This window comes from Streptomyces sp. NPDC002730 (assembly GCF_042888805.1).
Classification (GTDB): Bacteria; Actinomycetota; Actinomycetes; order Streptomycetales; family Streptomycetaceae; genus Streptomyces.
This window is the reverse complement of the sequence record NZ_JBIAQG010000002.1, coordinates 293,574-318,898: the sequence shown is the minus strand read 5'-3', so window position 1 is coordinate 318,898 and position 25,325 is coordinate 293,574. Positions and strand designations below refer to the sequence as shown.

Below are 25,325 nucleotides of genomic sequence, written 5' to 3'. Positions count from 1 at the left end.
AGCACGGGGAACGCGGCCGCCGTCAGCCGTGGCGGTCCTGCCGGACGGGCATGCGTGACCATGCGTCAGCGCCCGTCCTCCGCGTCGAGCGCCTTGTCGAGGGTGGTGGCGGCCATGATCAGGGACAGATGGGTGAACGCCTGGGGGAAGTTGCCCAGTTGCTCCCCGCTCGGACCGATCTCCTCGGCGAAGAGCCCGACATGGTTGGCGTAGGTCTGCATCTTCTCGAAGGTGTAACGGGCCTGGGACAGCCGCCCCGCCCGGGCCAGCGCGTCGACGTAGAGGAAGGTGCACAGACTGAAGGTGCCCTCCGAGCCGCGCAGCCCGTCCGGCGATGCCGCTGGGTCGTAGCGGTAGACAAGGCTGTCGGAGACGAGCTTGCGGTCCATCGCGTCAAGCGTGGAGAGCCAGGCCGTAGCCCGGGGAGCGATGAACTCGACCCTGGGCATGAGCAGCAGCGAGGCGTCCAGGACGTCGCCGCCGTAGTGCTGGACGAAGGCACGCTCCTTCTCGCTCCAACCGCGTTCCATGACTTGATCGAATACGGCGTCCCTCGCATTGCGCCACCGCTCCACGTCGGCGGGCCTGCGGAAGTAATCGGCCAGGCGCAGCCCTTGGTCGAAGGCAACCCACGACATCACCCGGCTGTAGGTGAAGTCCTGGCGGCCGCCGCGGGTCTCCCAGATGCCTTCGTCCGGCCGGTCCCAGGCGTCGGCGAACCAGTCCAGCGTCCTGGTGAGTGTCTGCCATCCCTCGAAGCTGGCCTGCTGGGCGATCTCGCGCCCCTGGGACAGCGCGTAGAGGGCCTCGCCGTAGATGTCCAGCTGGAGCTGGTCGGCGGCGCCATTGCCGATGCGGACGGGGAAGGAGCCGCGGTAGCCCTCGAAGTGATCGAGTGTCTCCTCCGGCAGGTCGGGATTGCCGTCGATCCGGTACATCGTCTGGAGCGGCTCTTCCTCCTTGCCCTCGCGCTCTCGCAACCTGTCCACCAGCCAGTGGACGAAGGCGGTGGCCTCCTCGACGAAGCCGAGGTCCAGCATGGCCCGCACGGACAGCGAGCCGTCGCGTACCCAGGTGAACCGGTAGTCCCAGTTCCGCTCTCCGCCGACCTGCTCGGGCAGGCCCATGGTGGCCGCCGCGATCAGGGCGCCGGTGGGGGCGTAGGTGAGGAGCTTGAGGGTGATGGCCGAGCGGTGCACCAGCTCGGGCCACCGCCCCCGGTAGCGGGACTGGCGCAGCCACTGCTGCCAGAACTCGCCGACTTCCCCGATCTGTTCGGTGAGCCCGTCGACCGTGGGGGGTGCGGGCGCCTCGCCGCCGGACGCGCAGACGGTGAACACGGCGCCGCCGGACTCACCGGATTTCAGCGTCACCATTCCGCGCACATCCTGGCCGTCCCGCTCCAGCGGGAAGGTGGACTGCAGATGCCCGTCGATCCCGGGGGCCCGGAACAGAGCGCCGTTCTCGCCGAGCTGGAGCTCGTGCTCGGCCCGGCCGTAGTCGAAGCGCGGCCGGCACTCGAGTGTGAACTCGACTGTCCCCCGCACGGCACGAATCACGCGGATCAGGGTGTGCCGGTCGGTGGCGGTGCGGGTCCGGTCCGGGGGCATGAAGTCCATTACCTCGCCCACCCCGTCCGGTGACATGAACCGGGTTACCAGGATGGCGGTGTCAGGGTAGTAGAGCTGCTTGCAGGTCCCGTCGGAGTGCTCCGGGGCCAGCCGCATATAACCGCCGCCGTCGTGGTCGAGCAGGGCGGCGAAGATGCTGGGCGAATCGAACCTGGGAGCGGCGAACCAGTCGATGACGCCCTGCGACGAGACGAGCGCGGCGGTCTGCAGATCGCCCACCAGGCCGTGCTCGGCGATGGGAGGGTAGCGGTCCATTGCTGCTCCGAAGTCTCGGAATGTCCCCTGCGTCCACTATCCGGCACCCCTCTCGTACCTGCCATGTCGACGCAGTCGAGGACCGCCTGCCTGCCAAGGGCCACCACCGACGACGGCCCGCGGGCCGACACCCGTATGGTGCAACGGCGACCGGCCGCAGGCGTGCCCTGGCCGGCGCCGCGTCGGGGGACCGAAGCCACCTCGGCCGCCGGAGCTGAGCGCCGCCCTCGGCTTGCTGTCCACCTTCCCGGTGGGGGTTACTGACTGTGGTCGACGAACACAAGTAGGCCCCGACCCCGGCGTACGGGCACTGCGGCGCTCCCGTTCGGCCGTCAGCCGAGCGACGGAGGCTGTGGATGGAGATGATTCATGTCCGCCTGGTGAGCCCAGTTGATCTCACCCCTCGGGCGGTCGGGCTGCTCACCGGTGACCGCTATGTCTTCAACCTGGTCGTCCTTCCCGGACTGGCGCAGAACCCCGACGGCGACGCGGTCGAGTGCGACATCCTGGCGGGTGCGGCCAACGCCGTGCTGCGCGGTCTGCGCGAGCTGGAACTCGACCGCCGCGGATCCATCGTCATCGAGCCGGTGGAGATGGCCTTCTCCGGCACCGCGGCCGAGGCGGAGCAGCAGCAGCTCGGGGCGCTCGCGCACGCGCCCGTCTGGGAGGAGGTCGAAGCGCGCATTCGCGCCGAGGGCACCTATCTGCCGAGCTTCTACGTCTACCTGGTCATCGCGGGTGTCATCGGGGCGGTGGGAATCATCACCAACTCCCAGATCCTGATCGTCGCGGCGATGGTCGTCGGACCGGAGTACGGCGCCATCACCAGCGTCGCGCTGGGCATCGACCGTGGCAACCGCATCAGGATCCGGCAGGGCCTCTTCGCCCTGACCGCAGGATTCTCGCTTGCCGTCCTGCTGACGTTCCTGTTCTCGTGGGCGATCCGGGGCCTCGGCCTCCAGCCCAAGGCATTCGACCTGGGCATCAGGCCGGTCTCCACACTGATCGACGCTCCCAACTTCTTCTCGGTCGTGGTCGCGGTCCTGGCCGGCATCGTCGGGATCGTGTCGCTGACCCAGGCCCGGACGAGTGCGCTGCTCGGCGTCTTCATCTCGGTCACCACCATCCCCGCCGCCGCCGACATCGGCGTCTCCTGCGCGTTCTCCAGCTGGAGCGAGGCGCGCGGATCCCTGGTCCAACTCCTGCTCAACATCGTGCTGCTGATCGTGGTGGGCGTGCTGATGCTCAGATTCCAGCGGGCTGTCTGGCGGTACATCAGCCGGCGCAGCGGGCGCTCCGACGGCAGATGAAGCCGCCGTCCCGTCCGGGAGCGGGACATCACTCATGCGCCGACCGGCCGACCTCGCAGCCGGGCGGAGCGGCGGCTCCGCTGCCTGTGGGCCGCACTGTCCCTGCTGCTCCGCCTCCGGCCGGCCGGCGAAAGCACCAACCCGCCTCATCACCACACACCGAAAGGGCCACCCGTGACGACGAACCAGGTGCTCATCGGAGTGAGCCTGACCCTGGTCCTCGCCGTCGGATCGCAGATCCTGGCGAGCCGCCTGCGTATCCCCGCCCTCATCGTCCTGCTGCCGGTCGGCTTCGCCGCCGGCGCGCTGATCGACGACGTCAACCCCGAGCGGCTGCTGGGGGCTGCGTTCTCACCGCTGGTGTCGCTGGCCGTCGCCGTGATCCTCTACGACGCGGGCCTCGGGCTGGACCTGGCGAGGCTGAGAGGGCACACCCGTCGCGTCGTTGTCGGGCTGATCTGGATCGGGGTTCTGATCACCTGGCTGCTCGGCGCGCTCCTCGCCGTGCCGTTGCTGGGCATGTCCCAGCGGGCGGCGGTCATGATCGGCGCGATCCTCGTGGTCTCGGGGCCGACGGTCGTCGGACCGCTGCTCAGCTTCGTGCGACCCAAGGACCGGCTCCAGCACATCCTTGTCTGGGAAGGCTCCCTCATCGACCCGGTCGGAGGCATTCTGGGAGCACTGGTCTTCCATGCGGTCTCGGCGAGCACGAAGCACCACTTCGGCAGCGGGGCCGCGAGCTTTCTGGGCAGCGTGGGCATCGGAGCGGCCGGTGGAGTGGTGGGGGCGGCTCTGCTGTGGGGGCTGTTCCGGGTGCTGCGGCTCGGCGAGGTGCTCGGCACCACGGCGCAGCTCGCCGCGGTGATCGGTGTGGCGGCGCTCTGCGACGTCCTCCGCGAGGACACGGGGCTCATCGCCGCCGTGATGATGGGCCTGGCTATCGCCAACCTCCCCGGCATCGACGTCCCGGCGCGCCGGCCGTTCTTCGAGACCCTGGTCAGCCTGATCATCGGCCTGCTCTTCATCTCCATCTCGGCCACCGTCACTCCACAGTCGCTGCGCCATGTGGGCCTGCCCGCGCTCGGGTTCGCCGCCGTTCTGGTGGTGGCCGTCAGACCGCTGGTCGCGGCTGTGTCCACCCTCGGCACGGACCTGACACGCGGCGAGAGGGGCTTCATCGGCTGGATGGCGCCGCGCGGCATTGTCGCGGCCGCTACCGCGTCGACGTTCTCGGCCGGCCTCGTGGCCAAGGGGATCGGCGGTGCGTCGAAGATCCTTCCCGCCACGTTCGTGGTCATCGTCGCGACCGTGACGCTCTACGGTCTGACCGCCTCGCCCGTGGCCCGGCGCCTGGGCGTCGTGCGCCCGTCCCGCTCGCGTCCGCTGCTGGTCGGCGGTGACCCGTGGGTGGTCGACCTGGGTGTGGCTCTGAAGTCGGCGGGGCTGGAGGTCTTGATGTGGGCAGGGCAGGAGCAGCAGCGCGAACGCATCAGGCAGGCCGGGATCGAGCTTGCGCCCGGTGAACTACTGGCCGCCGTCACGGGCGAGGGCCCAGAGCTGGAGGGCATCACGGCGGTGTTCTTCCTCACCGCCGAGGACGACTTCAACGCACTGGCGGCAGCGATTCTGCGTGGCAGCGTGGAGGGGGTGGTCCACCACCTCGGTGCACCGCCCGAGAGCCGCGGCGTGGTGGCGCCGTTCATCGGTGGCGAGGCCCTGTTCGGCGCGGATCTGACCTGGCCGACCCTCTCCCGCAGATACGAGGACGGGGCGGCCGTCCTGACGCAGCCCGCCGGCGGTGCCCTGCCGCCCGGTTGCGACCTGCTGTTCCTGGTACGCCCGGACGGTCGCCTCGATCCGGTCACGGAAGCGCGCACACCGCTGGCTGGGCCGGGGGACACTGTCGTCCTGCTGGCCCCGGGCGGGCGGGGTGCCGCGCGTCCATCGGAGTAGGCCGGCCGCTGCTGACCGAATGCCGGATGAGCGCGTCGTGATTGGTCAGCCGGACGCGTCGCAGCGGGGACCGGATGACTTCGAGGGGGTTGAGGCCGGGCGCGTATGACGGCAGCTGGTAGACGGTCAGCCACTCGCGACCGGCGATGAACTCCCGTATGCCGGAGGCCTGGTGGGTGTTGAGGTTGTCCCGGACCAAAACGATCGGGTCCACGCGGACATCCCACGCTCCGGCGGACCCACGACCGCGTGTCCACGTCCGAGTCGGCGCTCGGCGGGCTGCTGCAGGCGTCAACTCCTCGAGGAATCGACGAGATGTGGACCACATCCCGGAAGGCAGGTTGAGACATGGCCGCACGGGCTGCGTATCGCCTCACAACGAAACAGCGAAGCCCGACCCGTGCCGCCCGGCTCTCCATCACAGACCCACCCCTACAACCACCATCCGACGTTTTGATGCGTATCCGCCCCATGAAAAACATCGTTGGCCTGTCCATGACGAGACATTCCACGGACGTTGGTTGAGGAGGACTGCCGGTGGGATTCGACGACACCGAACCTCAGCGAGCTCACAGTCCAGGTCCTGATCTCCCGCAAGAGATACGAGACTCCTTCCAGGCCGTGCTGGACGCCTTGGACGCCGCACGCGCCGACCTCTACGCGGTCGACGAGCAGCAGGGCTGGCCCGAGTCCCCGCCGCCGTCCTGGCCACAACCCAGCGAACCGACCGGGGACGCAGGCTTCACTCATCCGCCCCCGTCCTTGCACTCGGCTCCGCCCCCACCCCGACGGACACAGCCGGTGGGGCCTGGGCCCGAGTGCCTGGATCCGGATCCTCCGCACGCCGTCGAGCCGTATGTGGTGGAGCCGCCGCGGACCGATGGCGTACGGCAGGTCGACGCTCCGGAGGAAGTCGTGGTGGAGCCGCTGTGGTTGCGCGCGACGCATCTGGAGCCTGTTCCGCCCCCGTCATTAGGAACGCCACCGCCGGTGGGAAAGCCGCCGACGGCGAGTGGCGCAGGCTCGACGTACGCCGCACCGCCGCTGACCTTCCCTCCCCCGCAGGAGGACGCGCGCGGCCGGACCGGCCCGCGCTCGTACACCAACCGGTCGGCGACCCCCCGGCGCCCGGCGCCGCCCTCGGACCAACTCCTCGCCCCGTCCTCGGAGGTGCCACCGCCACCGCCACCCGTCCGCGCGCACGCGAGGAACAGAGGCCGAGGATGGCGGCGCTTCACCGACCGGCGGGACACTCGTGTCGCCGGAGTCTTCGGGCTGGGCGCCCTGAGCGGACTGATCCTCGCCTCTTCGCTGATGGTCCGCGACAACCCCGCACCGCCGGTCCCGTCCGCGCCCTCCGGGCAACTGGACCGGCCGCCGCTGCCCGACAACCCCGCTCCCACGCTCCCCGAGATCCCGGGCACGGGCGTGCTGCGCCAGGGCGCCAGCGGCCATGGGGTATACGAGCTGCAGGTCCGTCTGCTCCAGGTCCCGAACATGTACGACGGCGGCGCGATCGATGGTCGCTATGACAAGGAGGTCCGAGCGGCCGTGGCCAGATTCCAGCAGTGGTACGGCGTCCGCGGTGACGAGACGGGCGTCTACGGCGACAACACGCGCCTCGCCCTCATGTTGCGAACCAAGTAGTGAAGGACGTTGCTCAGGCTGCGGCGGTGGGGAGTTGGGTGCCGGTGCCGGTGACTTCGGCTGTGAAAGCCCACAGCGTGCGGGCGGTTCCGAACAGCCGGCTCGCGCCACGCGCGAGCGCACCGGGCTGCCGGGGGTCGCACCGCATGCCGCGGCCTTCGCCGGTGTTGAGACCAGCGGTCAGTGGGGTCCGACCCCACCGCTTCTGCCCGGGGTGCGCCGGCGTGTTCCGGTGTTCGTGAGTTCGGGCGGCGGTGAGTGTCGTCAGCGCATGCGGCGGAGGAAGGCATCGACAAGTCGGTCGGTGAAGTCCTGGCCGATCGGCTCGTTCGTTACCAGGACGCGGTAGTAGAGGGGTCCCACGAGCTGGTCGGTCTCGGCCGCCATGTCGAGGTCGGCGGGCAGCTGGCCCCGTTGTGCGGCGCGTTCCAGTGGCAGGCGGTCGCGGCGGCGCTGCTCGTCGAGGTACCTGGCCCGGAAGTCCTCGGCGAATACCGGATCGTGCTGTGTCTGTGCGATCAGGGCCTTGAAGACGGCTCCGGCATCGGACTGGCTGAGGAAATGGCCCAGTTGGCGCAGATAGGCGCGTAGATCGAGGGCGATGTCGCCGTGATCGGGCGGGGTCAGCTCCTCGGCCAGGTCCTGCAGGAAGGCGTCCACCAGGACGTCCGTCTTGGTGCGCCACCAGCGGTAGATGGTCTGTTTGGCGACACCGGCTCTCGCCGCGATGCCCTCCATCGTGACGCCCGCGAAGCCCTTCTCGGCGAGCAGGTCGTCGGCCGCTTCCAGGACCGCCTGCCGGGCCTTTTCGCTGCGCCCGTGCCGGTTGCCGTGGTGACGCCGGCCTGGTCGGCCCGTGGCGCTTTCCTCAGCGGCTCCTGTTGCAGGTCCCATGTCGCCTCCCTTGGCCTCAGGGTAGCCACTCTAGATACGACGCAACGTTGCGTCTACTCTAGCTCGTATGACAGTCACTCACACGCTGGCCGACCCCCGGGTCGAGGCCGCCCTCAGCCGGATGTTCGCGCATGCCGCGCATGACGAAGCCACCGCAGCCCGCGTCAGGGCGGAGCGGCCCGGCGACTTCGGAACACCGCAGGAACACGCCGACGCCGCGGCGGAGATCTACATGCCGATTTCCGCCGCGGGCGGGCCGTTGCTCTACAACCTCATACGGGCTGTTCGACCGGCCACCGTCATCGAGTTCGGCACATCCTTCGGGATCTCCACGCTGCACCTGGCCGCCGCCGTACGGGACAACGGCACCGGACGCGTCATCACCACGGAACTGAACAAGCACAAGATCGCTGCAGCCCGCCGCACCTTCAACGAGACCGGCCTGGACGACGTGATCACCGTGCTGGAGGGAGACGCCCGTGAGACCCTCAGCGGGATCGACGGCTCCGCGGACTTCGTCCTGCTCGACGGCTGGAAGGACCTGTGCCTACCCGTACTGCGCCTGCTCGAACCGCGCATGGAGCCCGGCACCCTCGTCGTGGCCGACGACGTCGACCTGAGCAGTCTGCAGCCCTATCTCGACTACGTACGCGCCCCCGCGAACGGCTATCAGAGTGTGACCTTCCCCGTCGAGGACGGCATGGAGATCAGCTGCCGACTCTGACGGCGAACGAGGGCGCTACGGGCCACAGGCAGGGGGATTGGCTCGGCCATCGCATCGGTCACCATCCGGTGATCGTGCCAACGACCGCCCCGCTTCGGAGTCGGCCGGGCAGCAACTGCTCCGTCCGTTCCCCATGTGCATCGGTCAATGGCACACCCGTGGTGCTCGGCGCGGGACTGCTCGTGGGCGAGGCGCTGGCACTGCCGGTAGGACTTGCGGAAGGGGGCGCCGTCGGCGAGGCCGAGTGGCTGGGGCGGCCACTGGAGGGGCGGGGCGTCGGCCTGGCTTTCACGGGTGGACTGGTGGGGGCTGCGGGAGTTTGGGAAGTCGGTGATTGAGTGGCCGTCGGGCGAGGGCGCCGAGGCGCACCACCGTTGCGGTCGCGGACGCTTCCTCTGGCCGGGTGCGTGGCCGGACGTTCCGGTGGACGTGAGGCCCTGGGTGATTCGGTGACGGGGACATGGGGCTCGTCGGGGGATGCCTGTTCCGGGCTCGGCGCTGCTTGTGGGGTGCCGGCGGACTGCTGGGGCAGCAGCGATGCAGCGGCCAGGCCGCCGAGCATGGCGAAGGTGGCCGCGGCAAGAGTCCGACCGCCGTACTTCTTCAGTCGCGGCGGACGGCGGCGCCGGGCTGCGGGCGCATCGGCCGAGGGAGTGGGGGACCAGGAAACGTCGGGGGACTCGAAGGTGTCCGGTCCCTCGATGTCGAGGGCATCCAGCACCGCCAGGTCGGCTGCCCGAGCACCGCCGCTCCGATCGCTCGGCGGTGCCATGTCGGAGTCGTATGCCCCGCACTCCGGGCACGTCACGGCGCCGTTGAGGTCGCGGCGGCAGGGGGAGCAATAGTCCATGGGTTCGACCGCTCAGTGCGTGAGTCGCTGGAAGGAACCGTGGTCGGCCGACCAGGCTGGGCGGCAGCCGACGGCTGGAAGGCGCCGCTCGGTGTCTTTCGGAAGGATCCTTGGCATGTGCGAACCTCACTTACTCGCCGGTCTGGGCGGGGCACCGGTTACCGAGGTCAACGGGCCCGAGCGAGGCAGTGTTCAATCAGCGGCTGAAACGTGGGCCACGCAACTCCCTTGGAGGTAGTGGCTGGTCACACCAGCGCCCCCGCTTCGGCGTCCGAGCCGACAGCCACGGCTCACCCCGGGTCAACGGCGTTCACCTCCTAGCGCTGAACGTCCTCTTCGGCGCGGTGATTCTCTTCGCCCCTGTGATGTACTCGGCCACCTGCTCGTCGGGTGTGGTGAGCCACCCGCCCCTGAGGGCACCTCGAACAGGGTGGCGCTCCGGCGATCCGGCGGGTCTCGAAGGAACGGCGTTTCAGCCGGCGGGGGCGAAGCGACGCCACGCGCCCCGGCGGAGGCCTGGACAGCCAACTCCCTGACCCGGGCAGTGGCTTGGGCGACGCTGTCCACCGTGATCGTCGCCTCGATCTGCCGAGGGCTTGCCGGCGGACGCCGACAGAGCGTCAGGCGCTGAGACCCGCAGGCCGACGAACGCCGCGCCGCGGCACATCGCTCGAGTCACCGCGATGGACGGCAGCGCCTCGACGAGGCGGCCGGCCTGCCGGTGGCGCCGTTCGACCGTGCCGTTCGGCCGGTGCGGGGCGCTCTGCATCAGCGCGATCACCAGCGTCCGGGTGGGAGCCTGCGCCGTCCCCGCGGAGCCGGCGGTGCAGAGCCGACCTCAGACGCTCGCGAGGGAGATCTCGGTCGACTTGATCAGGGCGATGACGGAGGACCCCGGGGCGAGACCCAGGTCGGTGACAGCGTCCTTGGTGATCGCGGCCGTCAGCTCGCCGCCGGCGACGATGACCTTGACGCCTGCCATGGCGCCGCCGGTGGTGACCTCGGTGATGGTGCCGGGGATCCGGTTGCGGATGCTCAGGCCCTCGATCGCACCGGTGGCCAGAGCGACCTCGGTGGACTTGATCAGGGTGCGTACGGAGGAGCCCGCGGCGAGGCCCAGCTCCTTGACGGCCTCCAGCGTGATCGCGGCCGTGATCTCCTGGCCGCCGTCGAGCCGGACCTTGACGGTCGCCATCACCTCGCCGGACGTGACGGAGACGACCGTGCCGGGGATCTGATTGCGGATGCTCAGGCTCATGAATCCACCGTAGCCACGGGACCGGGCAGCAGTCGGGCGCCGCGCTTGGGGTTTCCTCCAGCCGCTCTGGCATTTGCTACGGAGTGGAGCGCGATGGCTTGTGAATGCTGGCTGATGCTGCCTACCGTGTCGCATATGCAGTCCTACACAATCGGCCAGGCGGCGCGTCTGCTGGGCGTCAGCCCCGACACCGCGCGCCGCTGGGCCGATGCCGGCCGGGTCGCGACCCACCGCGACGAGAGCGGTCGCCGGCTCATCGACGGCCGCGACCTGGCCGCCTTCTCCATCGAGGTCGCCCAGAGCGGCACCGGTGAGGAGGACGCCTCGTACACCTCGGCCCGTAACGCATTCCCCGGCATCGTCACCGCGGTCAAGCTCGGCGATGTCGCCGCACAGGTCGAGATCCAGGCCGGCCCGCACCGACTGGTCTCCCTGCTGACCCGGGAAGCCGTCGAGGAGCTGGGGCTGGAAGTCGGCATGCAGGCCACCGCCCGCGTGAAGTCGACCAGCGTGCACATCGACCGCGCCTGAAGCACCCTCCGTATCCATCCCTTGCAGCGGCGTCGCCCGTCCCCGACGCGACCTGTTCCCACCGCTTCACCAAGGAGACCCGCCATGTCGTACGCCTTCAACGGGCGCCGTACCGCCGCCGCCGTACTCACCGCGGCCCTGCTCGTGCCGCTCGCCGCCTGCGGCAGCGACGACAGCAAGAAGGACAGCGCGGGCGGTTCGAAGAAGGGCGCGAGCTCCGCTCCCCAGGCCGACCTGACCGTGCTGGCCGCCTCTTCGCTGACCAACGTCTTCAAGACGGCCGGCGCCGCGTACGAGAAGTCGCACCCGGGCACCAAGGTGAAGTTCTCCTTCGCCGGATCCCAGGAACTGGCCGCACAGGTCAAGCAGGGCGCCCCCGCCGACGCGCTGGTCACCGCGGACACCAAGACCATGGACGGTCTGAAGTCCGACACGGGCACGCCGACGGTCATCGCCAGGAACCGTTTGGTCATCGCCACCGTCGAGGACAACCCGAAGAAGGTCGACGAGCTGAAGGACCTCGCCGACACCAAGCTGAAGGTCGTACTCGCCGCGCCCGAGGTCCCGGTCGGCCGCTACAGCAAGAAGATCCTGGACGCGCAGAAGATCGTCGTGAAGCCGGTCTCGCAGGAGCCCAACGTCCGCGCCGTGCTCGGCAAGGTCGAGCTCGGTGAGGCCGATGCCGGTCTCGTCTACAAGACGGACGCCGCCACGGCCACCGACAAGGTCGACGCCGTCGAGATCCCCGACGCGCAGAACGCCATCGCCCAGTACCCGGCCGCGACCCTGAAGACGTCCAAGAACAGTGAGGCCGCCGCCGCGTTCGTGGCGTGGCTTTCCACGCCGGAGGCGCAGAAGATCCTCCAGGACGCGGGATTCCAGCAGCCGTAACCGCCGTGCGTGGGCTGCCCGGTGCGGGGGACCGGGCAGCCCGCAACCGTCACTCGATCCCAGGAACACCGGATACTCCAGGAACGCCCCGGTACCCCGGGAACACCCGATACCCCAGGAACACCCGATGAGACGCCTCCGCACCCGCGGCAACCGCCCCCCTGTCGCGCTCGCCGTGCCCGCGCTCCTCGCGATCGCGTTCCTGTTGATGCCGCTGATCGGCATCCTCGCCCGTACGTCATGGGGCGACCTCGGCAGTCATCTGACCAGTCCCGGCGTCACGGAGGCCCTGCGGCTGTCGCTGCTCGTCTCCTTCTGGGCGCTCGGCTTTTCGCTGCTGCTCGGGGTGCCGCTGGCCTGGCTGCTGGCCCGCGTCGAATTCCCCGGCAAGGTGCTCGTACGCTCCCTCGTGCTTCTGCCCATGGTGCTGCCGCCCACCGTCGGAGGCGTCGCGCTCCTCCTCGGGTTCGGCCGCCGTGGACTGCTCGGCCCCTGGCTGGAAAACACTTTCGGCATCACCCTGCCCTTCCACACCTCGGGCGCCGTCGTCGCCGCGACGTTCGTGGCGATGCCGTTCCTCGTCATCAGCCTCGAAGGCGCACTGGCAGGGCTGCGGCCGCGCTACGAGGAGACCGCGGCCTCCCTCGGAGCCTCGCCGGTACGGGTGTTCTTCACCGTCACCCTGCCCATGGTGGCCCCCGGACTCATCGCCGGAGCCGCCCTCACCTGGGCGCGGGCGCTCGGCGAGTTCGGCGCGACCATCACCTTCGCCGGCAATCTGCCCGGTACGACGCAGACCCTGCCGCTCCAGGTGTACTTGCTCCTCCAGGACCAGCCGGAAGCGGCGACCTCCGTCTCCCTGCTACTGCTCGCCATCGCCATGATGGTGCTCATCGCCCTGCGCGGCCGCTGGACCGGAACGCCGAGCGACCGTTCACGCAAGCCCGCACCTCCGGCGGACGACGCAGAACCGCCACCGGCGGTGACCCCCGAAGACCTCAAGTCACGTGCCTCGCAGGAGCATTGGTCGCTGCACGCCGAGGTCACCGGCTTCAACCGGCTCACCCTGGACGCCGAACCGGGCACCACCATCGCCGTCGTCGGCCCCAACGGCGCGGGCAAGACCACTCTGCTGCGCGCGCTCCTCGGCCTCACGCCCCGCGCGCACGCAGCCCTTCGCCTCGGCGACACCGACGTCACCGAACTGCCCCCGCACCGCCGCGGGGTGGCCTGGGTCCCTCAGGACGGCGCGCTCTTCCCGCACCTCACAGCCCTCGCCAACACCGCGTACGGGCTGCGCGCCCATGGCGTCCCGCGAGGCGAGGCCCGCCGCGCCGCCCAGCAGTGGCTCGACCGGCTCGGCGTCGGACACCTCGCACACCGCAAACCGGCCCAGGTCTCCGGCGGCCAGGCCCAACGCGTAGCCCTGGCACGGGCCTTGGCCGCCAGGCCCCGCCTGCTGCTCCTGGACGAACCCCTCGCCGCACTCGATCAGACCACCCGCGCCCAGGTGCGCCACACCCTGCGCACCCACCTCGACGGCTTCGGCGGCGTCTGCCTGATCGTCACCCACGACCCCGTGGAAGCCGTGTCGCTGGCCGACCGGGTTCTTGTACTCGACGAGGGCCGCGCCCTGCAGGACGCACCGCCCACCGAGGTCACCCGGCATCCCCGCTCCCCGTGGGTCGCCCGGATGCTCGGCCGCAACGCCTGGCCCGGGATCGCGACGGCGGACGGTCTCGCGCTCTCCGGCGGCGGGCTGCTCATCGTCGCGGATCCGGTGCCCGCGGGCACCGAGGCCCTCGCGATCATCGCTCCTGAGGCGGTGTCCGTACACCGCGACAGGCCCGGCGGCAGCCCGCGTAACGTCTGGCCGGGCACCGTCAGGGAAATCACCGCCACCGGCAGCCGGCTGCGCATCCTGGTCACCTCGGATCGGGCGCCGGACCTCGTCGCCGAGATCACTCCGCAGGCCGCCGCCGAACTGGGCCTCGCCGACGGGACTTCCGTATGGACCAGCGTCAAGGCGACGGAGGTCGTCACCGTGACGCTGTGATTGTCGCAGTCGCAGTCGCAGTCGCAGCCGCAGCCCCGAGCCCGGCCGCAGTCGCAGCCCCGAGCCCGGCCGCGGCCGCAGCCCGAGCCCCGGCCGCAGCCCCAGTTGTGGCTGTTTCCGACGAGCTGGAACGAGCCGTGTTGCCGCGTCAGTGTGAGTACCTCGTCGCGGTCTGTACTCCACACTCGGCAGCCAAAAGCGCTCAATTCTGATCAAGGGCGGGCGTGGAAGCGGATGCACTTGCGCACCCCGGCCACGCGCTGTGCGCCGCCGTGAAGTGTGGTCCTTTCTTGTTCTGGTGCACCGGGAATGGATGCTGTCCGGAACTCTTGTTCCATGCAGGTGGGTTGTGTCAGGGTGTGCTTCCTCACGTCCTAACATGACGATTCTGCTCAACCGTTCTAATTACCCGGCGGTAAGTCACTGCGAAAACATCGGTGTGGCCCCTCCGGAAGGTATGTACCAATCAGTTGCGCCCTTTCAACTGCCTTGAAAGCACCGGCGGTTGACCGGGACTAAGAGGCCTGCAACCCCCCATGCAATGCCCTGGATGGAAAGACTTCTATGCAGAATCCCCGTACCCCGGGTCCCGTCCCTCCCTCCCATACCGGCCTCAGCTCCGGGGACTCCGACGAAGGGCTCGCGGCCGCGCTGCGGACCAGCGGCGGGAAGGACGAGGCGCGGCCCGTAGCAGTGCTGCTGGCGAGGCACTGGCAATCGGTGTTCGACTACGCCTCGATCTGCACCCCGTCGGCGAAAGCCGCCTCGATGCTGGCCACGGCGGCGTTCAGCAAGGTGCTGGAGAATCTCCGGAAGGCAAGGTCGACAGCGGCTCTTCGTCCGCTTCTATTGTTGACTGCGCGTCAAATAGCCAAGGGGTGGGCGAACGACCGGTACGTCCTCGCACTGCCCGAACTCCAGTATCCGGACGGCGGTCGCACCCTCAGAGTCGACATGTTCACTCTGCCGGAGAATCGGGAGTTGGTCTCCCGCGCATTCCACGCAATGCCGGGTCCCCTCCAATGCCTGCTCTGGCATGGGGAGGTCGAGGCAGAGGGCATATCCGTACCGGCAGGTTTGTTGGCTATTGACCCGCGCGGTGCGGCGGTCCAACTCGAACAGGCGCGTGAGCTCTTCCGCGCGGGCTGTCTGCGGGCTCATGTCGAACTCGCGCCGGACAAGGACTGCCGCCACTACAGCCGTCTCCTCGATGTGTCACTGCGCCGTGGCGGCACTCTGATCCCGGACATCCAGAAGCATCTGGCGGAGTGTCAGTACTGCCGTTACGCCGCCGAACAGCTCAACCACCTGGACGGCCGGCTGGCCGTGCTGCTGGCCGAGGGCCTGCTCGGTCAGGCTGCCCGCGGCTACCTGGAATCGCGACCGGCCCGCAACAGCGCCCGGGCGCAGAGCAGAGAAGGCACGGTCCGCAGTACGGGCCGGCACTCGAAGGCCGGGCGCCCGCGCGCACTGCCCCGTATGACCTTCCCCGGCCGGCACCTGCTGCTGGCCCGGCCGAAGGTCGTCCTCACCGGTCTCGGGCTGCTGGTGGCCGGCGCGCTCGTCGTGACCGCCGTCTCGGCGCTCTGGTCGAACGACAGCGACTACGCGGGACCGTCCGTCCCGAGCGGCTCGGTCACCACCGACACGCCTCCCGCAGCCGGATCCCAGGTGCCGTCCGGCCACTCACCGCAGCCGTCGACCACATCCGCCGGACTCCCGGCGGGCCCGCTGAACACCAGACTGCGCAATGCCGACGCCGGTCTCTGTCTTGACATCCGTGACCGCAGGGCTGCGCCGGGTGCCGAGGCGGTGATGGCGGTGTGCTCGACCACCGTGACGCAGACGTGGGTGTACGAGGACGACGGGCTGCTGCGCAGCTCCGCCGCCCCGGACCTGTGCCTGAACTCCCACGAGATGGATGGCGTGGCCGTGCTGAGCGTCTGCACGGCGGCGTCGGCGGCGAACGCCGCGGACGTACGCTACGACCTGACCATCCAGGGCAATGTGATCCCCCGGTGGAACGACGGACTGGCACTCGTCCCGATCTCGCCGGATCCGGCAACGACCGTGGTGGTCAAGGTCCGTGACGGATCAGCGGCACAGCGATGGGTAACTGACAACGTTGCCGCCGGCACCCCCAAGGTCCGGCCGAGTGCCGATGTGGGCTCACCGTTCACCAAGGACGTCAACACCTCGCCGCAGACCGGCGAGGACTGCGCCTCCCCGAGCTGCCCGCCGCCCCTGCCGCCCGAGGGTGGGACGGAGCCGGATTCGGTGCCGTCGGATCCGTACGCCGCGCAGCCCCAGTCCAGCCTCCGGCGTGTCAGCAACGGTTCGTCCGATGAGAAGCGGCACGACCGGCCCGTGCGAACGGCTCTTGGGCTGCGCCCCGCCAAGGTGCCGGAGCCGGCTTCGGCCGGCCTGCGCCTCCCGGACAGGGCCGACCCGGCGCGGCCGGGCCACATGCGGCCGCGCCACGGTCGGTCGGAGGCCGGTCGGGCGGAGGCCGGTCGGTCGGAGGCCGGTCGGGCAGTGGCCGGTCGGGCGGAGACCGGTTACGCCGCCGGATGACGACCGTTTGTCCGCGGGCTGCCCGTGCCTTCCCGCGGTCAAGTCATCTCAGGCATCTCGCCCTTCGTGGTCTGCAGGTCGATCACCGAGAAGACCGCGCCCTGCTGGTCCGCGACCGTCGCGAAGCGGCCGAAGGGGCTGTCCATCGGGCCGAAGTGCACCTGCCCGCCAAGCTTGTCGACCGTGGCGATCGCTGCGTCGCAGTCCGCCACGGCGAAGTACACATTGACGTGCGGCGGGACATCGGGCGGGAAGTCGTCGGTCATCTTCATCCGGCCCGCCACCGGTCGGCCGCCGATGTTCCAGAGGTGGAAGTCGACGCCCACCTGCTTCATCGTCTGCACCTCGAAGGGGAAGACCGCGGTGAAGAAGGCGTCCGCCTTGGCGGCGTCCCGTGTGGTGACCTCGGCCCACGCGAACGAGCCGGGTTCGCCCGTCTTCTCGAAGCCCTCGTGGGCGCCCGGCTGCCAGACGCTGAAGGACACGCCGCCGGGGTCCTGAGCGGTCACCATGGTGCCGAACTCGCCGACCTGCATGGGCTCCATCAGCAGCGTTCCGCCGTTCTCACGGATCTTCGCGGCCGCCGCGGTCGCGTCCGGAGAGGCGAAGTAGAGGTTCCAGGCCGCCGGGCTTTCCATGCCGGGCATCTGCGGTACGACGGCGGCCACCAGCTTGCCGTCCGAGCGCGCCTGCGTGTAGTTGCCGAACTCTTCCGAGCCCTCGTCGTAGGTCCAGCCCATCAGCTCGCTGTAGAAGCTCTTCGCGGCTTCCAGGTCGGGGAACATCGCGTCGGCCCAACAGGGCGTGCCTTCCGGTAGCGCGGCCATGGTCCAAGCCTCCAGCTCGAGGAAACTTCCCGTTCTTTCACGCTATTCGCCGAGGAGTGTCGGCGCGCGTCGAGCCGGCTGCCCGGCCAAGGGCGCACTTGCGGGGTATGGGCCGCGGCCGTCACTTCCCCGCGTGACGGTGAAGCCGGAGCCACTCGCGTGCGGTGTGCCGGCGCTCGTGGCGCGCATGGTGCCGGACGGCCGGCCTGTTACGGCCGCCGAAGGGGAATTCCGCGATGCGTTCGTCCTGATAGCCGTTGAGCAGATGGATCGCGAGCGCGGCCGCGATGATCATCGCGAGGATTGCCAGCACGGTGACGAGGTTGTCCATGGCCTCACTTCCCACCCTGCCCCGGACCGGCGCGAACCGGCCGGGCGTTGTTGAAGCGCCGATGTGGGTGAACCGCCGAAAACCGCGCCGGCACGACGGCCGGTGTGCGAAATGTCCTCGGTGTCCCCAGCGTACGCCCGGCCCTTCGCATCACCGCCGGTACAGCGGCGGCCGGCGCCGGGACCACCGTCCCCACCCGCACCGCTCCCCGGACGGACAACCGGACAGGTGAGGGGCCGACAGGTAAGGGGCCCGCTCCCGGGGCGTCCATATACTGCCCGTCATGCCGACGACCAGCCTCACCGGACGCACTGCCCTCCAAGCGCACCGGGCCCGCCACAGCCACGCCATATGACGGAGACCGCCCGACCTCCGCACCGTCGGATACTCGCCGACCTCACTCCCCTCCGCAGCTCCGTCCACTACCGGCGGCTCTGGTTCGGCAACACGATCTCCTGGGTCGGTCAGGGGATGACCGCGCTCGCGATATCCCTCCAGGTCTACGACATCACCCGCTCCACCTTCGCCGTCGGCCTCGTCGGGCTCTGCTCCCTCGTGCCGCTCTTGGCGTTCGGACTCTACGGCGGTGCGATCGCCGACACCGTGGACCGGCGCAAGCTCGGGCTCGTCTCCGCGAGCGGGTCCGCCGTGCTGTCGGCCGGGCTCGCCACCGCCGCCCTCGCAGAGTTCCACCGCGTCTGGTTCCTGTACGCCGTCGTCGCGCTCCAGGCCGTGTGCGCGGCCGTCAACTCCCCGGCCCGCAGCGCGATGATCCCCCGGCTGCTGCCGCCCGAGCAGCTGCCCGCCGCCAATGCGCTCTCCTCGATGACCATGACCTCCGGGACACTCCTCGGGCCGATGCTCGGCGGGCTCATCGTCGGATTCGCCGGCTATCAGACCGCGTATCTCATCGATGCCGTCGCCTTCTCCGCGTCCCTGTACGCGATGTGGCGACTGCCCTCGATGCGCCCGGACCGTCTCGCAGGCGCCAAGAAGGCGTCCGTCCTGGACGGGCTGCGTTTCCTCGCCACCCGGCCCAACCTCCGGATGACGTTCTTCTCGGACTTCTGCGCCATGATCCTGGCCCATCCTCGGGCGCTCTTCCCGGCCGTCGCCGTGGTCTGGTACGGCGGCGACGCACGCACCACCGGACTGCTGGCCGCCGCTCCCGCTCTCGGGGCGCTGCTCGGCGGGGTGTTCTCCGGATGGCAGGGGCGGATCCGGCGGCACGGGCTGGCGATTCTGCTCGCCGTCGGCTCCTGGGGTACGGCGATCGCCGTCTTCGGGCTCACCCGCAACCTCTGGCTCGGACTGTTCTTCCTCGCCCTCGCCGGGTTCGCGGACACCGTCTCGATGGTCTTCCGCAACACGATGATGCAGACGGCCGCCCCGGACGAGATGCGGGGCCGGCTGCAGGGTGTCTTCATCGTCGTCGTCGCGGGTGGCCCGCGGCTCGGCGACTTCCTGGCCGGCTGCGTCGCCGATCTGACCTCGCCGGCCGTGACCGTGACGGGCGGCGGGATCGCCTGTGTGCTGGCGATCTCCCTGCTCGCGCTGCGCTGGCGCGGCTTCGCCCGGTACGACGCCCGCGACCCGACGCCCTGACCTGCGGTCAGGCCTGCTTGACCGGGACCGTCTCCATGCCCGCCGGAGTGAGCGTCATATTGATGCCGAGTACGGACTCGACCGGCTCGACGACCGGGATCTCGTGCAGCGGGTCGACGGCGGAGTACCCGGTGAACGCCGGTGTGCCGGTGCCGCGCCACATCTCCTCGGCCTTCACCTCGACGTCGGTGAGGACGAACTCGTCCAGCGGCGTGGGCCCGGCCGTGAGCGTGGGCACGCGGCGCAGGCCCAGCCAGGTCTCCCGTACGCCTTCCGACGGGCCTTCGAAGATCTGCGGCTGGAAGACGCCGTAGGCCAGCGGGACACCGGCCGGACGCTCAAGACGGGCGTGGAACAGACCGCTGGAGCCCTCGCGGGACCGGTCGAAGTCGATCGTGGCGAGCAGCTTCGGATTGCCGATCAGCTCACGGCCGCCGACCAGGGCGTTGTCGTTGGTGACATAGATGTGCCGGATCCAGTTGGCCTTGCGGCCCTCCAGGGTGACCTCGATCTGCTGGATGGCCTCGCGGTACGGACCGACGCTGCTGACGCCGTAGTTGTAGAAGACGAGCGCGGCACGCGGATTGTCGTCGAGCTCGAGGTGCTCGGGGAGCACGGCGGCGGCCTTCTGCCCGTCGGTGACATACCGGAAGGCGAGCATGTCGGTCTGTGTCCAGGCGGGGCGGCCGTAGCCGTACGCCGGGCGGTTGAGGGGGAGGGCGGAGCCGAGTCCGTCGGTGGTGACCTTGCCTCGGACGGTCATGTCGATGTCCTTCTGTGATGCGGTGGTTGAGGGGTCTTCGAGGGATTACGGGCGGATGACGATGCGGATCGGGTTGTCCTCGTGCTGCTCCAGGCGGCGCACGCCCTCGGCGATGTCCTCGAGGGGCAGCTGCGCGCTGATCGAGCGGCTGATGTCCAGCCGGCCCGTGGAGACCAGGCCGACGAGCTGCTCGATGTGCTCCTTGCGGTAGCCGAGATGGCCGATGACCGTGTGCCGGCCGCGGGTGAAGGGCGTCTGCGGGCCCAGTGCGACCGGGTCCTGCGACATGCCGACCATCACCAGCCGGCCGCGGTGGCCGAGCGCGGCGTTGGCCTGGGCGATGGTGACGCCGCGGCCGACCGCGTCGATCGCGACATCGAGGCCGCGGCCGCCGGTGAGTTCCGCGATCTGCTGCAGCGCGTCGTCGGCGGTCGGATCGACGGCGTGGTCCGCGCCCAGTTCGAGGGCGCGCCGCCGGGCGGCGGGCAGCGGGTCCAGCGCGATGAGCGGCGCGGCTCCGGCGAGCCTGGCGGCCTGTACGGCGTGGGTGCCGATGCCGCCGAGGCCCCAGACGCCGACGGTCTCGGCGGGGCGGACGGCGGCAGTGGAGACGACGGCGGCGTACGGGGTGGAGACGGCGTCCGCGAGGACAGCGGCCTGCTCCAGCGGAATGCTCTCGGGGACCCGGACCATCGAGGCGACCGGCACCAGGACGTACTCGGCCCATGCGCCGTCGAAGTCGAAGGCCATGATCTGGAGGCGTTCGCAGTCGTCGGGCGCGACGCCGGAGACACAGGCGGGGCAGGCGCCGCAGGCGCGGCCCGCGTGCAGGACGACCCGGTCGCCCTGCTGCCAGCCGGGGGTGGGACCGCCGAGCTCGGCGATCACGCCGGCGGCCTCGTGACCGGGGGTGATGGCGGGCAGGGCGGTCCTGAAGACGCCGTTCAGCAGGCTCAGGTCGGAGTGGCAGATGCCGCAGGCGGCGACCTTCACCAGTGCCTGGCCGGGGGCGGGCCGGGGGACCGGTACGTCCTGGACGGTCAGTTCGCCGGTGGCGGGGTCGAAGCGTGCGGCGCGCATGGTGCTCATGGCGGTTCTCCTCGGTGCAAGCCTGTTAAGCAATGCTCAATAATGTTGTACGGTTGCTATTGAGCATTTGTCAACAAGAGGGGGTGGGGAGCCGGTGCTGCTGCTGCACGGCCGGCCCGGATTCGGCGGAGACCAGGCTGCTCGCCCAAGAGGCGCTACGGCTGCGCGCCGCGTACGACGGCCGGATCGGCCTGGAAATGGCGGAGGACAACGTCCGCAGGCGCCACCCCTGGGGCAGCGAGGGCGGCGCGCTGGGGCGCGGCGCTGCCGAGGCCACCAGTGACCGGGCCGACGGCTCGTACCGCTTCGGGATCCTTCAGGGTGCGGGCCACTGGCTGCCCGAGGAAGTGCCGGACGCCGTCGTCCCGGAGATCGTCGATCATCCCGCCCGGAACCGCTGACGACATGCCCGCGCTCGTACACTGCGGTCATGTCCGGTAAGCGCACCCGCCTCACGCCCGATCAGCGCAGGGCCCAGCTGGTCGACATCGGTCTTGAGATGCTCGCCGACCGTTCGCTCGACGAGCTCTCCACCGACGAGGTCGCCCGCCGGGCCGGGATCTCGCGCGGGCTGCTCTTCCACTACTTCGACTCCAAACGCGACTTCTACCGCGCCGTGGTGGAGGCGGAGTGCCGCCGCTTCGTCGCGGCGGCGGAACCCGACCCGTCGCTGCCACCCGTCGAGTGGCTGCGCTCCTTCATCGCGGGCTTCGTGACATACGTACTGGAGCACCGACAGGTCTATCTCGCGCTGGTCAGGGGCGCGGCGGGCAGTCACCCGGCGGTGGCCGACATCGTGGGGGAGACCCGCGAGCGAGTCGCCCAGCGGGTCGCCGACGGCCAGCGGCGCCTCGGCATGCCCGACTCGCCGCGCCTCGGGCTCGCGGCGCGGGCGTGGATGGCCTTCGTCGAGGAGGCGGTGACCGGGTGGCCGGTGGACGAGCCGGGTGCACGCGAGGAGCTGGCGGCGTTCCTGGAGTCGAGCTTTGTCAGCCTGCTGGGGATGCTGGACCGTCCGTCGGCGCTGCGTTCCGGTTGACGGGGGCCGGGGTGACGATCCCGCGTACGACGCCCAGCTCCACCAGGTCCTGGGGCCGCAGCCGCAACTGGTCCGCGGTCCGGGGCACTTGCTCGGACCCGCGCTTGAGGATCGCGGCGGCGAGCTCCGGGGCGATGACGGAGAAGTAACTGTCCGGTGTGGCCCAGGTGTTGCCGGGAGCGGCGAGCGCGAGCGCCCCGCCCGAGCCGCCCTCACCGATGAGAAGGCTGGTCAGCGGAGTACGGGCGGCGGCGATGGCCGAGAACAGCTCGGCAATCGCCGCGCCCGCACCGGCCCGCTCGGCCTCGGCGTCATTGGCCGCGCCCGGGGTGTCGATGAGCGTGAGCACGGGAATCCCTGCCCGGTCGGCGAGCCGTACGACACGGGCGGCGGTCCGGTACCCGGCGGGCCGGGTCGGGGTGCCGCACTGGGCGACGTACGCGATGGGCCGCCCGTCGCGCAGCCCTACACCGCAGAGCAGCCCGGGGTCGGTGCCGCCGCAGCGGTCGCCGTGGAGGGGGCGGCGGTGCGTGAAGTACTGATCGAGATACGCCTCGGCACGGGGCCGTCCGGGCGCGCGGGCCTGCTGGACGGCGTCCCATCCGGTGAGGGGGAGGGGAGCCCCGCCGAGGGCGTACGGAGGTGGAGCGGGCTCGACACGGGGCGGGTCGGCTACCGCCGGGGCGGCGGCCTGCGGCCCAGCGGCACCGGGCGTGCTGCCGGGCGTGCCGACGGGCCCGCTCATGGGGGCGCTCGCACCGTGGCCGCCGCGTTCGTCCTCGGCGGTGAGCCCCGCCCCGGCGCCGCTGCCCGTTCCCGGGGTACCCGCTGCCGGCGCAGCGCCCGGGACCACGTGCCCGCCCGCGGCGTGGCCCTCGGCCTCCGCTCCCGCGAGCCCCGCGCCCAGCGCTCCCGCCCAGTACGCAAGCACCTCCCGCAGATCCTCACCGCGCACGATCGCATCGATCTGACCCGAGGCCAGTTGGCCCTCCGCCGTGTACGCCGCCGGATCCGCCTCCGGCGGGCGTACGCGGGAGCCGGCGAAGCCCACCTGCGCGGTCGGCAGGGCCAGGATCACGTCCGCGCCCGCGCCCAGTGTGGCCCAGCCGCCGCCCGTCGTCGGGTCGCGGAGGACCGCGATGTGCGGGACACCCGCGTCGCGCAGCAGCACCGACGCATGGGCCACGCGCTGGAGTTGGGAGAGGGCGACCATGCCCTCCTGCATACGGCTGCCGCCGGTCGCGATCAGCGAGATCAGCGGTCGCCTCCGTTCACGCGCCGCGCCGTACGCGGCCTCCAAGCGGTCCCCGGCGCGAATGCTCAACGAGCCGCCCAGGAAGCCGAATTCGAAGGAGACCACCACACACCGACGGCCGCCGAGCGTGGCCTCGCCGTACACGACGGACTCCTTCGAGCCCGTACGCTCCGCGGCCCTCGCGCGGGCCGCGTCGTACCCCTCCCAGGCGATCGGGCCGTCCGGCACGCAAGGCCGGCCGACCGGCTCGGCCTCCACGAAGTCGTCGCAGACCAGCGCGATCGCCTCGCGGGCCGTCACCCGCTCACCCATGGAGCGCCCGCTTCATGATCTTGCCCATGTCGTTGCGGGGCAGCGCATCGAGGAAGCGGACCTCGCGCGGGCGCTTGTGCGGCGCGAGCTGCGCGGCCACATGTGCGGACAGCTCCTCCGGCGCGGGCGGCGCCAACGGGTCCGCCGGCACGATCCAGGCGACGATCCGCTCACCCAGGTCCGCGTCCGGCTCCCCGGTCACCGCCGCCTCGCGTACCCCCGGATGTTCAAGCAGCGCGTTCTCGATCTCGCCCGCGCCGATCTTGTAGCCGCCGCTCTTGATCAGGTCGGTGGCCTTGCGGCCGACGATCCGTACATAGCCGTCCGGGTCGCGGCTCGCCATGTCGCCGGTACGGAACCAGTCGCCGTCGAAGGCCGCCTCGGTCGCGTCGGGCCGGTTCAGATACTCCGTGAAGAGGTTCGGTCCGCGCACCTGGATCTCGCCGATGCCGTCGCTCTCGTCGACCAGCCGCAGCTCGACGCCGCGCAGCGGGACGCCGACCGTCCCCGGACGCGCTTCGCCGTCGGCGCGTACGGAGGTGTTCATCAGCGTCTCGGTCATCCCGTACCGCTCGATCACCCGCCGTCCCGTCGCCGCCGCGATCCGCTCGTGGTCGTGCAGAGGCAGCGCCGCGGAACCCGACACCAACAGCCGCGCACCCGCAAGCGCCTTCGCCAACTGGGGGTCCGTATCAAGCACTTCGGCCAGTCGGTGGTACATCGTCGGTACACCGAAGAGCATCGTCCCGCCGCTCGCGAGCTCGCGTGCCACGCCCTCCGCCGTGAACCTCCCCAGGTGCCGCACCTCCCCGCCGCGCCGCAGCGGGCCGAGGATGCCCAGGATCAGTCCGTGGACGTGAAAGAGCGGAAGGCCGTGCACGAGGACGTCGTCGGCGGTCCATTGCCAGGCATCCTCCAGCGCATCCAGAGTCGTGGCGATCGCGCGGCGCGGGAGTACGGCGCCCTTGGGCGGGCCCGTTGTCCCCGAGGTGTAGACGATCAGAGCGGGCGCCTCGGGGTCCGGCTCCGCGGGCAGCGGGCCGGCAGTACCCGCGACCGCGATGTCGATCCGCTCCAATGCGCCGAGCGCCGACGGCAGTTGGTCGTCCGGCCCGGCCAGCACCACCGACGGCGCACTGTCCGCGACGATATGCGCCAGCTCGCGCTCACCCGTTTTCGGGTTCAGCGGCACGGCAGGCACACCGGCCAGCAGCGCAGCCACCACACCCACCGCCGTCTCCAGCGTGGGCGTGGCCCAGACGGCGACCCGCCGCGCGGCGGAGATCCGGCCGGCCAGCGAACCCGCCGCACCGGCCAGCTCGCCGTACGTCAGCGCGCGTTCGCCGAAGCGGAGGGCGCGCCGGTCCGTACCGGCCCCCAGCGCCGGGAAGAGGTCACTCACTCGTCGTCCTCCATCTGTCGCCATCTGTCGCCATGGGTCGTTTCACGGGACTGGTCGTCCGCGCTCCCGGACCGCATCATTCTCCCCGCTACTCGAACGTAACAAGGGGAGGGGGTAGCGGTGTTGGC

21 protein-coding genes are annotated in these 25,325 nt (G+C 70.5%); 11 read left to right on the top strand and 10 right to left on the bottom strand.

The window, feature by feature from the left end; translation table 11 throughout:
- Positions 1 to 65: 65 nt before the first annotated feature.
- On the bottom strand, positions 66 to 1,886 hold the full coding sequence (locus tag ACFYXH_RS06350) for a glycoside hydrolase family 15 protein (RefSeq protein ID WP_389560988.1): 1,821 nt from the start codon (positions 1,884 to 1,886) through the stop codon (positions 66 to 68).
- Between the two features lie 356 nt (positions 1,887 to 2,242).
- Here ACFYXH_RS06350 and ACFYXH_RS06345 point away from each other — a divergent pair, with 356 nt between their 5' ends.
- Positions 2,243 to 3,196 (top strand): DUF389 domain-containing protein, encoded by a 954-nt coding sequence (locus tag ACFYXH_RS06345; RefSeq protein WP_389560987.1) that lies wholly within the window; start codon positions 2,243 to 2,245, stop codon positions 3,194 to 3,196.
- Positions 3,197 to 3,370: 174 nt separating this feature from the next.
- Positions 3,371 to 5,149: a cation:proton antiporter gene (locus ACFYXH_RS06340; RefSeq protein WP_389560986.1), complete on the top strand. Its 1,779-nt coding sequence runs from the start codon at positions 3,371 to 3,373 to the stop codon at positions 5,147 to 5,149.
- Here the strand turns inward: ACFYXH_RS06340 and ACFYXH_RS06335 are convergent.
- Positions 5,058 to 5,477, bottom strand: coding sequence for a transposase (locus tag ACFYXH_RS06335; protein WP_389560985.1), 420 nt, complete (start codon positions 5,475 to 5,477; stop codon positions 5,058 to 5,060). The two genes, ACFYXH_RS06340 and ACFYXH_RS06335, sit on opposite strands and share 92 nt — an antisense overlap.
- A gap of 209 nt (positions 5,478 to 5,686) precedes the next feature.
- On the opposite strand from ACFYXH_RS06335, the gene ACFYXH_RS06330 reads away from it, so the two are divergent.
- A complete protein-coding gene (locus ACFYXH_RS06330; RefSeq protein WP_389560984.1) occupies positions 5,687 to 6,796 on the top strand; it encodes a peptidoglycan-binding protein in 1,110 nt (369 codons plus the stop codon).
- 264 nt (positions 6,797 to 7,060) lie between these two features.
- Here ACFYXH_RS06330 and ACFYXH_RS06325 read toward each other — a convergent pair whose 3' ends face one another.
- A complete protein-coding gene (locus ACFYXH_RS06325) occupies positions 7,061 to 7,690 on the bottom strand; it encodes a TetR/AcrR family transcriptional regulator (protein ID WP_389560983.1) in 630 nt (209 codons plus the stop codon).
- A 67-nt stretch (positions 7,691 to 7,757) separates the two neighbouring features.
- On the opposite strand from ACFYXH_RS06325, the gene ACFYXH_RS06320 reads away from it, so the two are divergent.
- The gene (locus tag ACFYXH_RS06320) at positions 7,758 to 8,414 is read left to right on the top strand and encodes an O-methyltransferase (RefSeq protein WP_389560982.1); all 657 of its coding nucleotides are present in this window, start codon (positions 7,758 to 7,760) and stop codon (positions 8,412 to 8,414) included.
- Positions 8,415 to 10,102: 1,688 nt separating this feature from the next.
- Here the strand turns inward: ACFYXH_RS06320 and ACFYXH_RS06315 are convergent.
- Positions 10,103 to 10,522 carry a molybdopterin-binding protein gene (locus ACFYXH_RS06315; RefSeq protein ID WP_389560981.1) on the bottom strand — a complete coding sequence of 140 codons (420 nt, stop codon included), beginning with the start codon at positions 10,520 to 10,522 and terminating at the stop codon, positions 10,103 to 10,105.
- Between the two features lie 135 nt (positions 10,523 to 10,657).
- Here ACFYXH_RS06315 and ACFYXH_RS06310 point away from each other — a divergent pair, with 135 nt between their 5' ends.
- From ACFYXH_RS06310 to ACFYXH_RS06295, 4 genes are all read left to right on the top strand, one after another.
- Positions 10,658 to 11,053 carry a helix-turn-helix transcriptional regulator gene (locus ACFYXH_RS06310; RefSeq protein ID WP_326655177.1) on the top strand — a complete coding sequence of 132 codons (396 nt, stop codon included), beginning with the start codon at positions 10,658 to 10,660 and terminating at the stop codon, positions 11,051 to 11,053.
- A gap of 84 nt (positions 11,054 to 11,137) precedes the next feature.
- Positions 11,138 to 11,944 carry a molybdate ABC transporter substrate-binding protein gene (gene modA, locus ACFYXH_RS06305; RefSeq protein WP_389560980.1) on the top strand — a complete coding sequence of 269 codons (807 nt, stop codon included), beginning with the start codon at positions 11,138 to 11,140 and terminating at the stop codon, positions 11,942 to 11,944.
- Between the two features lie 127 nt (positions 11,945 to 12,071).
- Positions 12,072 to 14,000 (top strand): ABC transporter permease, encoded by a 1,929-nt coding sequence (locus ACFYXH_RS06300; RefSeq protein ID WP_389560979.1) that lies wholly within the window; start codon positions 12,072 to 12,074, stop codon positions 13,998 to 14,000.
- A gap of 564 nt (positions 14,001 to 14,564) precedes the next feature.
- Positions 14,565 to 16,574 carry an RICIN domain-containing protein gene (locus tag ACFYXH_RS06295; RefSeq protein ID WP_389560978.1) on the top strand — a complete coding sequence of 670 codons (2,010 nt, stop codon included), beginning with the start codon at positions 14,565 to 14,567 and terminating at the stop codon, positions 16,572 to 16,574.
- A 38-nt stretch (positions 16,575 to 16,612) separates the two neighbouring features.
- On the opposite strand, the gene ACFYXH_RS06290 is transcribed toward ACFYXH_RS06295, so the two are convergent.
- Positions 16,613 to 17,401 (bottom strand): VOC family protein, encoded by a 789-nt coding sequence (locus ACFYXH_RS06290; RefSeq protein WP_389560977.1) that lies wholly within the window; start codon positions 17,399 to 17,401, stop codon positions 16,613 to 16,615.
- Between the two features lie 121 nt (positions 17,402 to 17,522).
- Complete coding sequence (locus ACFYXH_RS06285) at positions 17,523 to 17,732, bottom strand: hypothetical protein (RefSeq protein ID WP_389560976.1); 210 nt, start codon at positions 17,730 to 17,732, stop codon at positions 17,523 to 17,525.
- Positions 17,733 to 18,083: 351 nt separating this feature from the next.
- Between ACFYXH_RS06285 and ACFYXH_RS06280 the strand changes: the two genes are divergently transcribed.
- Positions 18,084 to 19,337 carry an MFS transporter gene (locus ACFYXH_RS06280; protein ID WP_389560975.1) on the top strand — a complete coding sequence of 418 codons (1,254 nt, stop codon included), beginning with the start codon at positions 18,084 to 18,086 and terminating at the stop codon, positions 19,335 to 19,337.
- A gap of 7 nt (positions 19,338 to 19,344) precedes the next feature.
- On the opposite strand, the gene ACFYXH_RS06275 is transcribed toward ACFYXH_RS06280, so the two are convergent.
- Both ACFYXH_RS06275 and ACFYXH_RS06270 read right to left on the bottom strand, forming a co-directional pair.
- Positions 19,345 to 20,100, bottom strand: coding sequence for an acetoacetate decarboxylase family protein (locus ACFYXH_RS06275; RefSeq protein ID WP_389560974.1), 756 nt, complete (start codon positions 20,098 to 20,100; stop codon positions 19,345 to 19,347).
- Positions 20,101 to 20,145: 45 nt separating this feature from the next.
- Positions 20,146 to 21,189, bottom strand: coding sequence for a zinc-binding dehydrogenase (locus ACFYXH_RS06270; RefSeq protein ID WP_389560973.1), 1,044 nt, complete (start codon positions 21,187 to 21,189; stop codon positions 20,146 to 20,148).
- A gap of 83 nt (positions 21,190 to 21,272) precedes the next feature.
- Between ACFYXH_RS06270 and ACFYXH_RS06265 the strand changes: the two genes are divergently transcribed.
- Both ACFYXH_RS06265 and ACFYXH_RS06260 read left to right on the top strand, forming a co-directional pair.
- The gene (locus ACFYXH_RS06265) at positions 21,273 to 21,590 is read left to right on the top strand and encodes an alpha/beta fold hydrolase (protein ID WP_389560972.1); all 318 of its coding nucleotides are present in this window, start codon (positions 21,273 to 21,275) and stop codon (positions 21,588 to 21,590) included.
- Between the two features lie 29 nt (positions 21,591 to 21,619).
- Positions 21,620 to 22,228, top strand: coding sequence for a TetR/AcrR family transcriptional regulator (locus tag ACFYXH_RS06260; protein WP_389560971.1), 609 nt, complete (start codon positions 21,620 to 21,622; stop codon positions 22,226 to 22,228).
- On the opposite strand, the gene ACFYXH_RS06255 is transcribed toward ACFYXH_RS06260, so the two are convergent.
- Positions 22,179 to 23,795, bottom strand: coding sequence for a carboxyl transferase domain-containing protein (locus ACFYXH_RS06255; protein WP_389560970.1), 1,617 nt, complete (start codon positions 23,793 to 23,795; stop codon positions 22,179 to 22,181). The two genes, ACFYXH_RS06260 and ACFYXH_RS06255, sit on opposite strands and share 50 nt — an antisense overlap.
- Complete coding sequence (locus ACFYXH_RS06250; RefSeq protein WP_389560969.1) at positions 23,788 to 25,197, bottom strand: acyl-CoA synthetase; 1,410 nt, start codon at positions 25,195 to 25,197, stop codon at positions 23,788 to 23,790. The genes ACFYXH_RS06255 and ACFYXH_RS06250 overlap by 8 nt, the downstream gene beginning before the upstream one ends.
- Positions 25,198 to 25,325 lie beyond the last annotated feature (128 nt).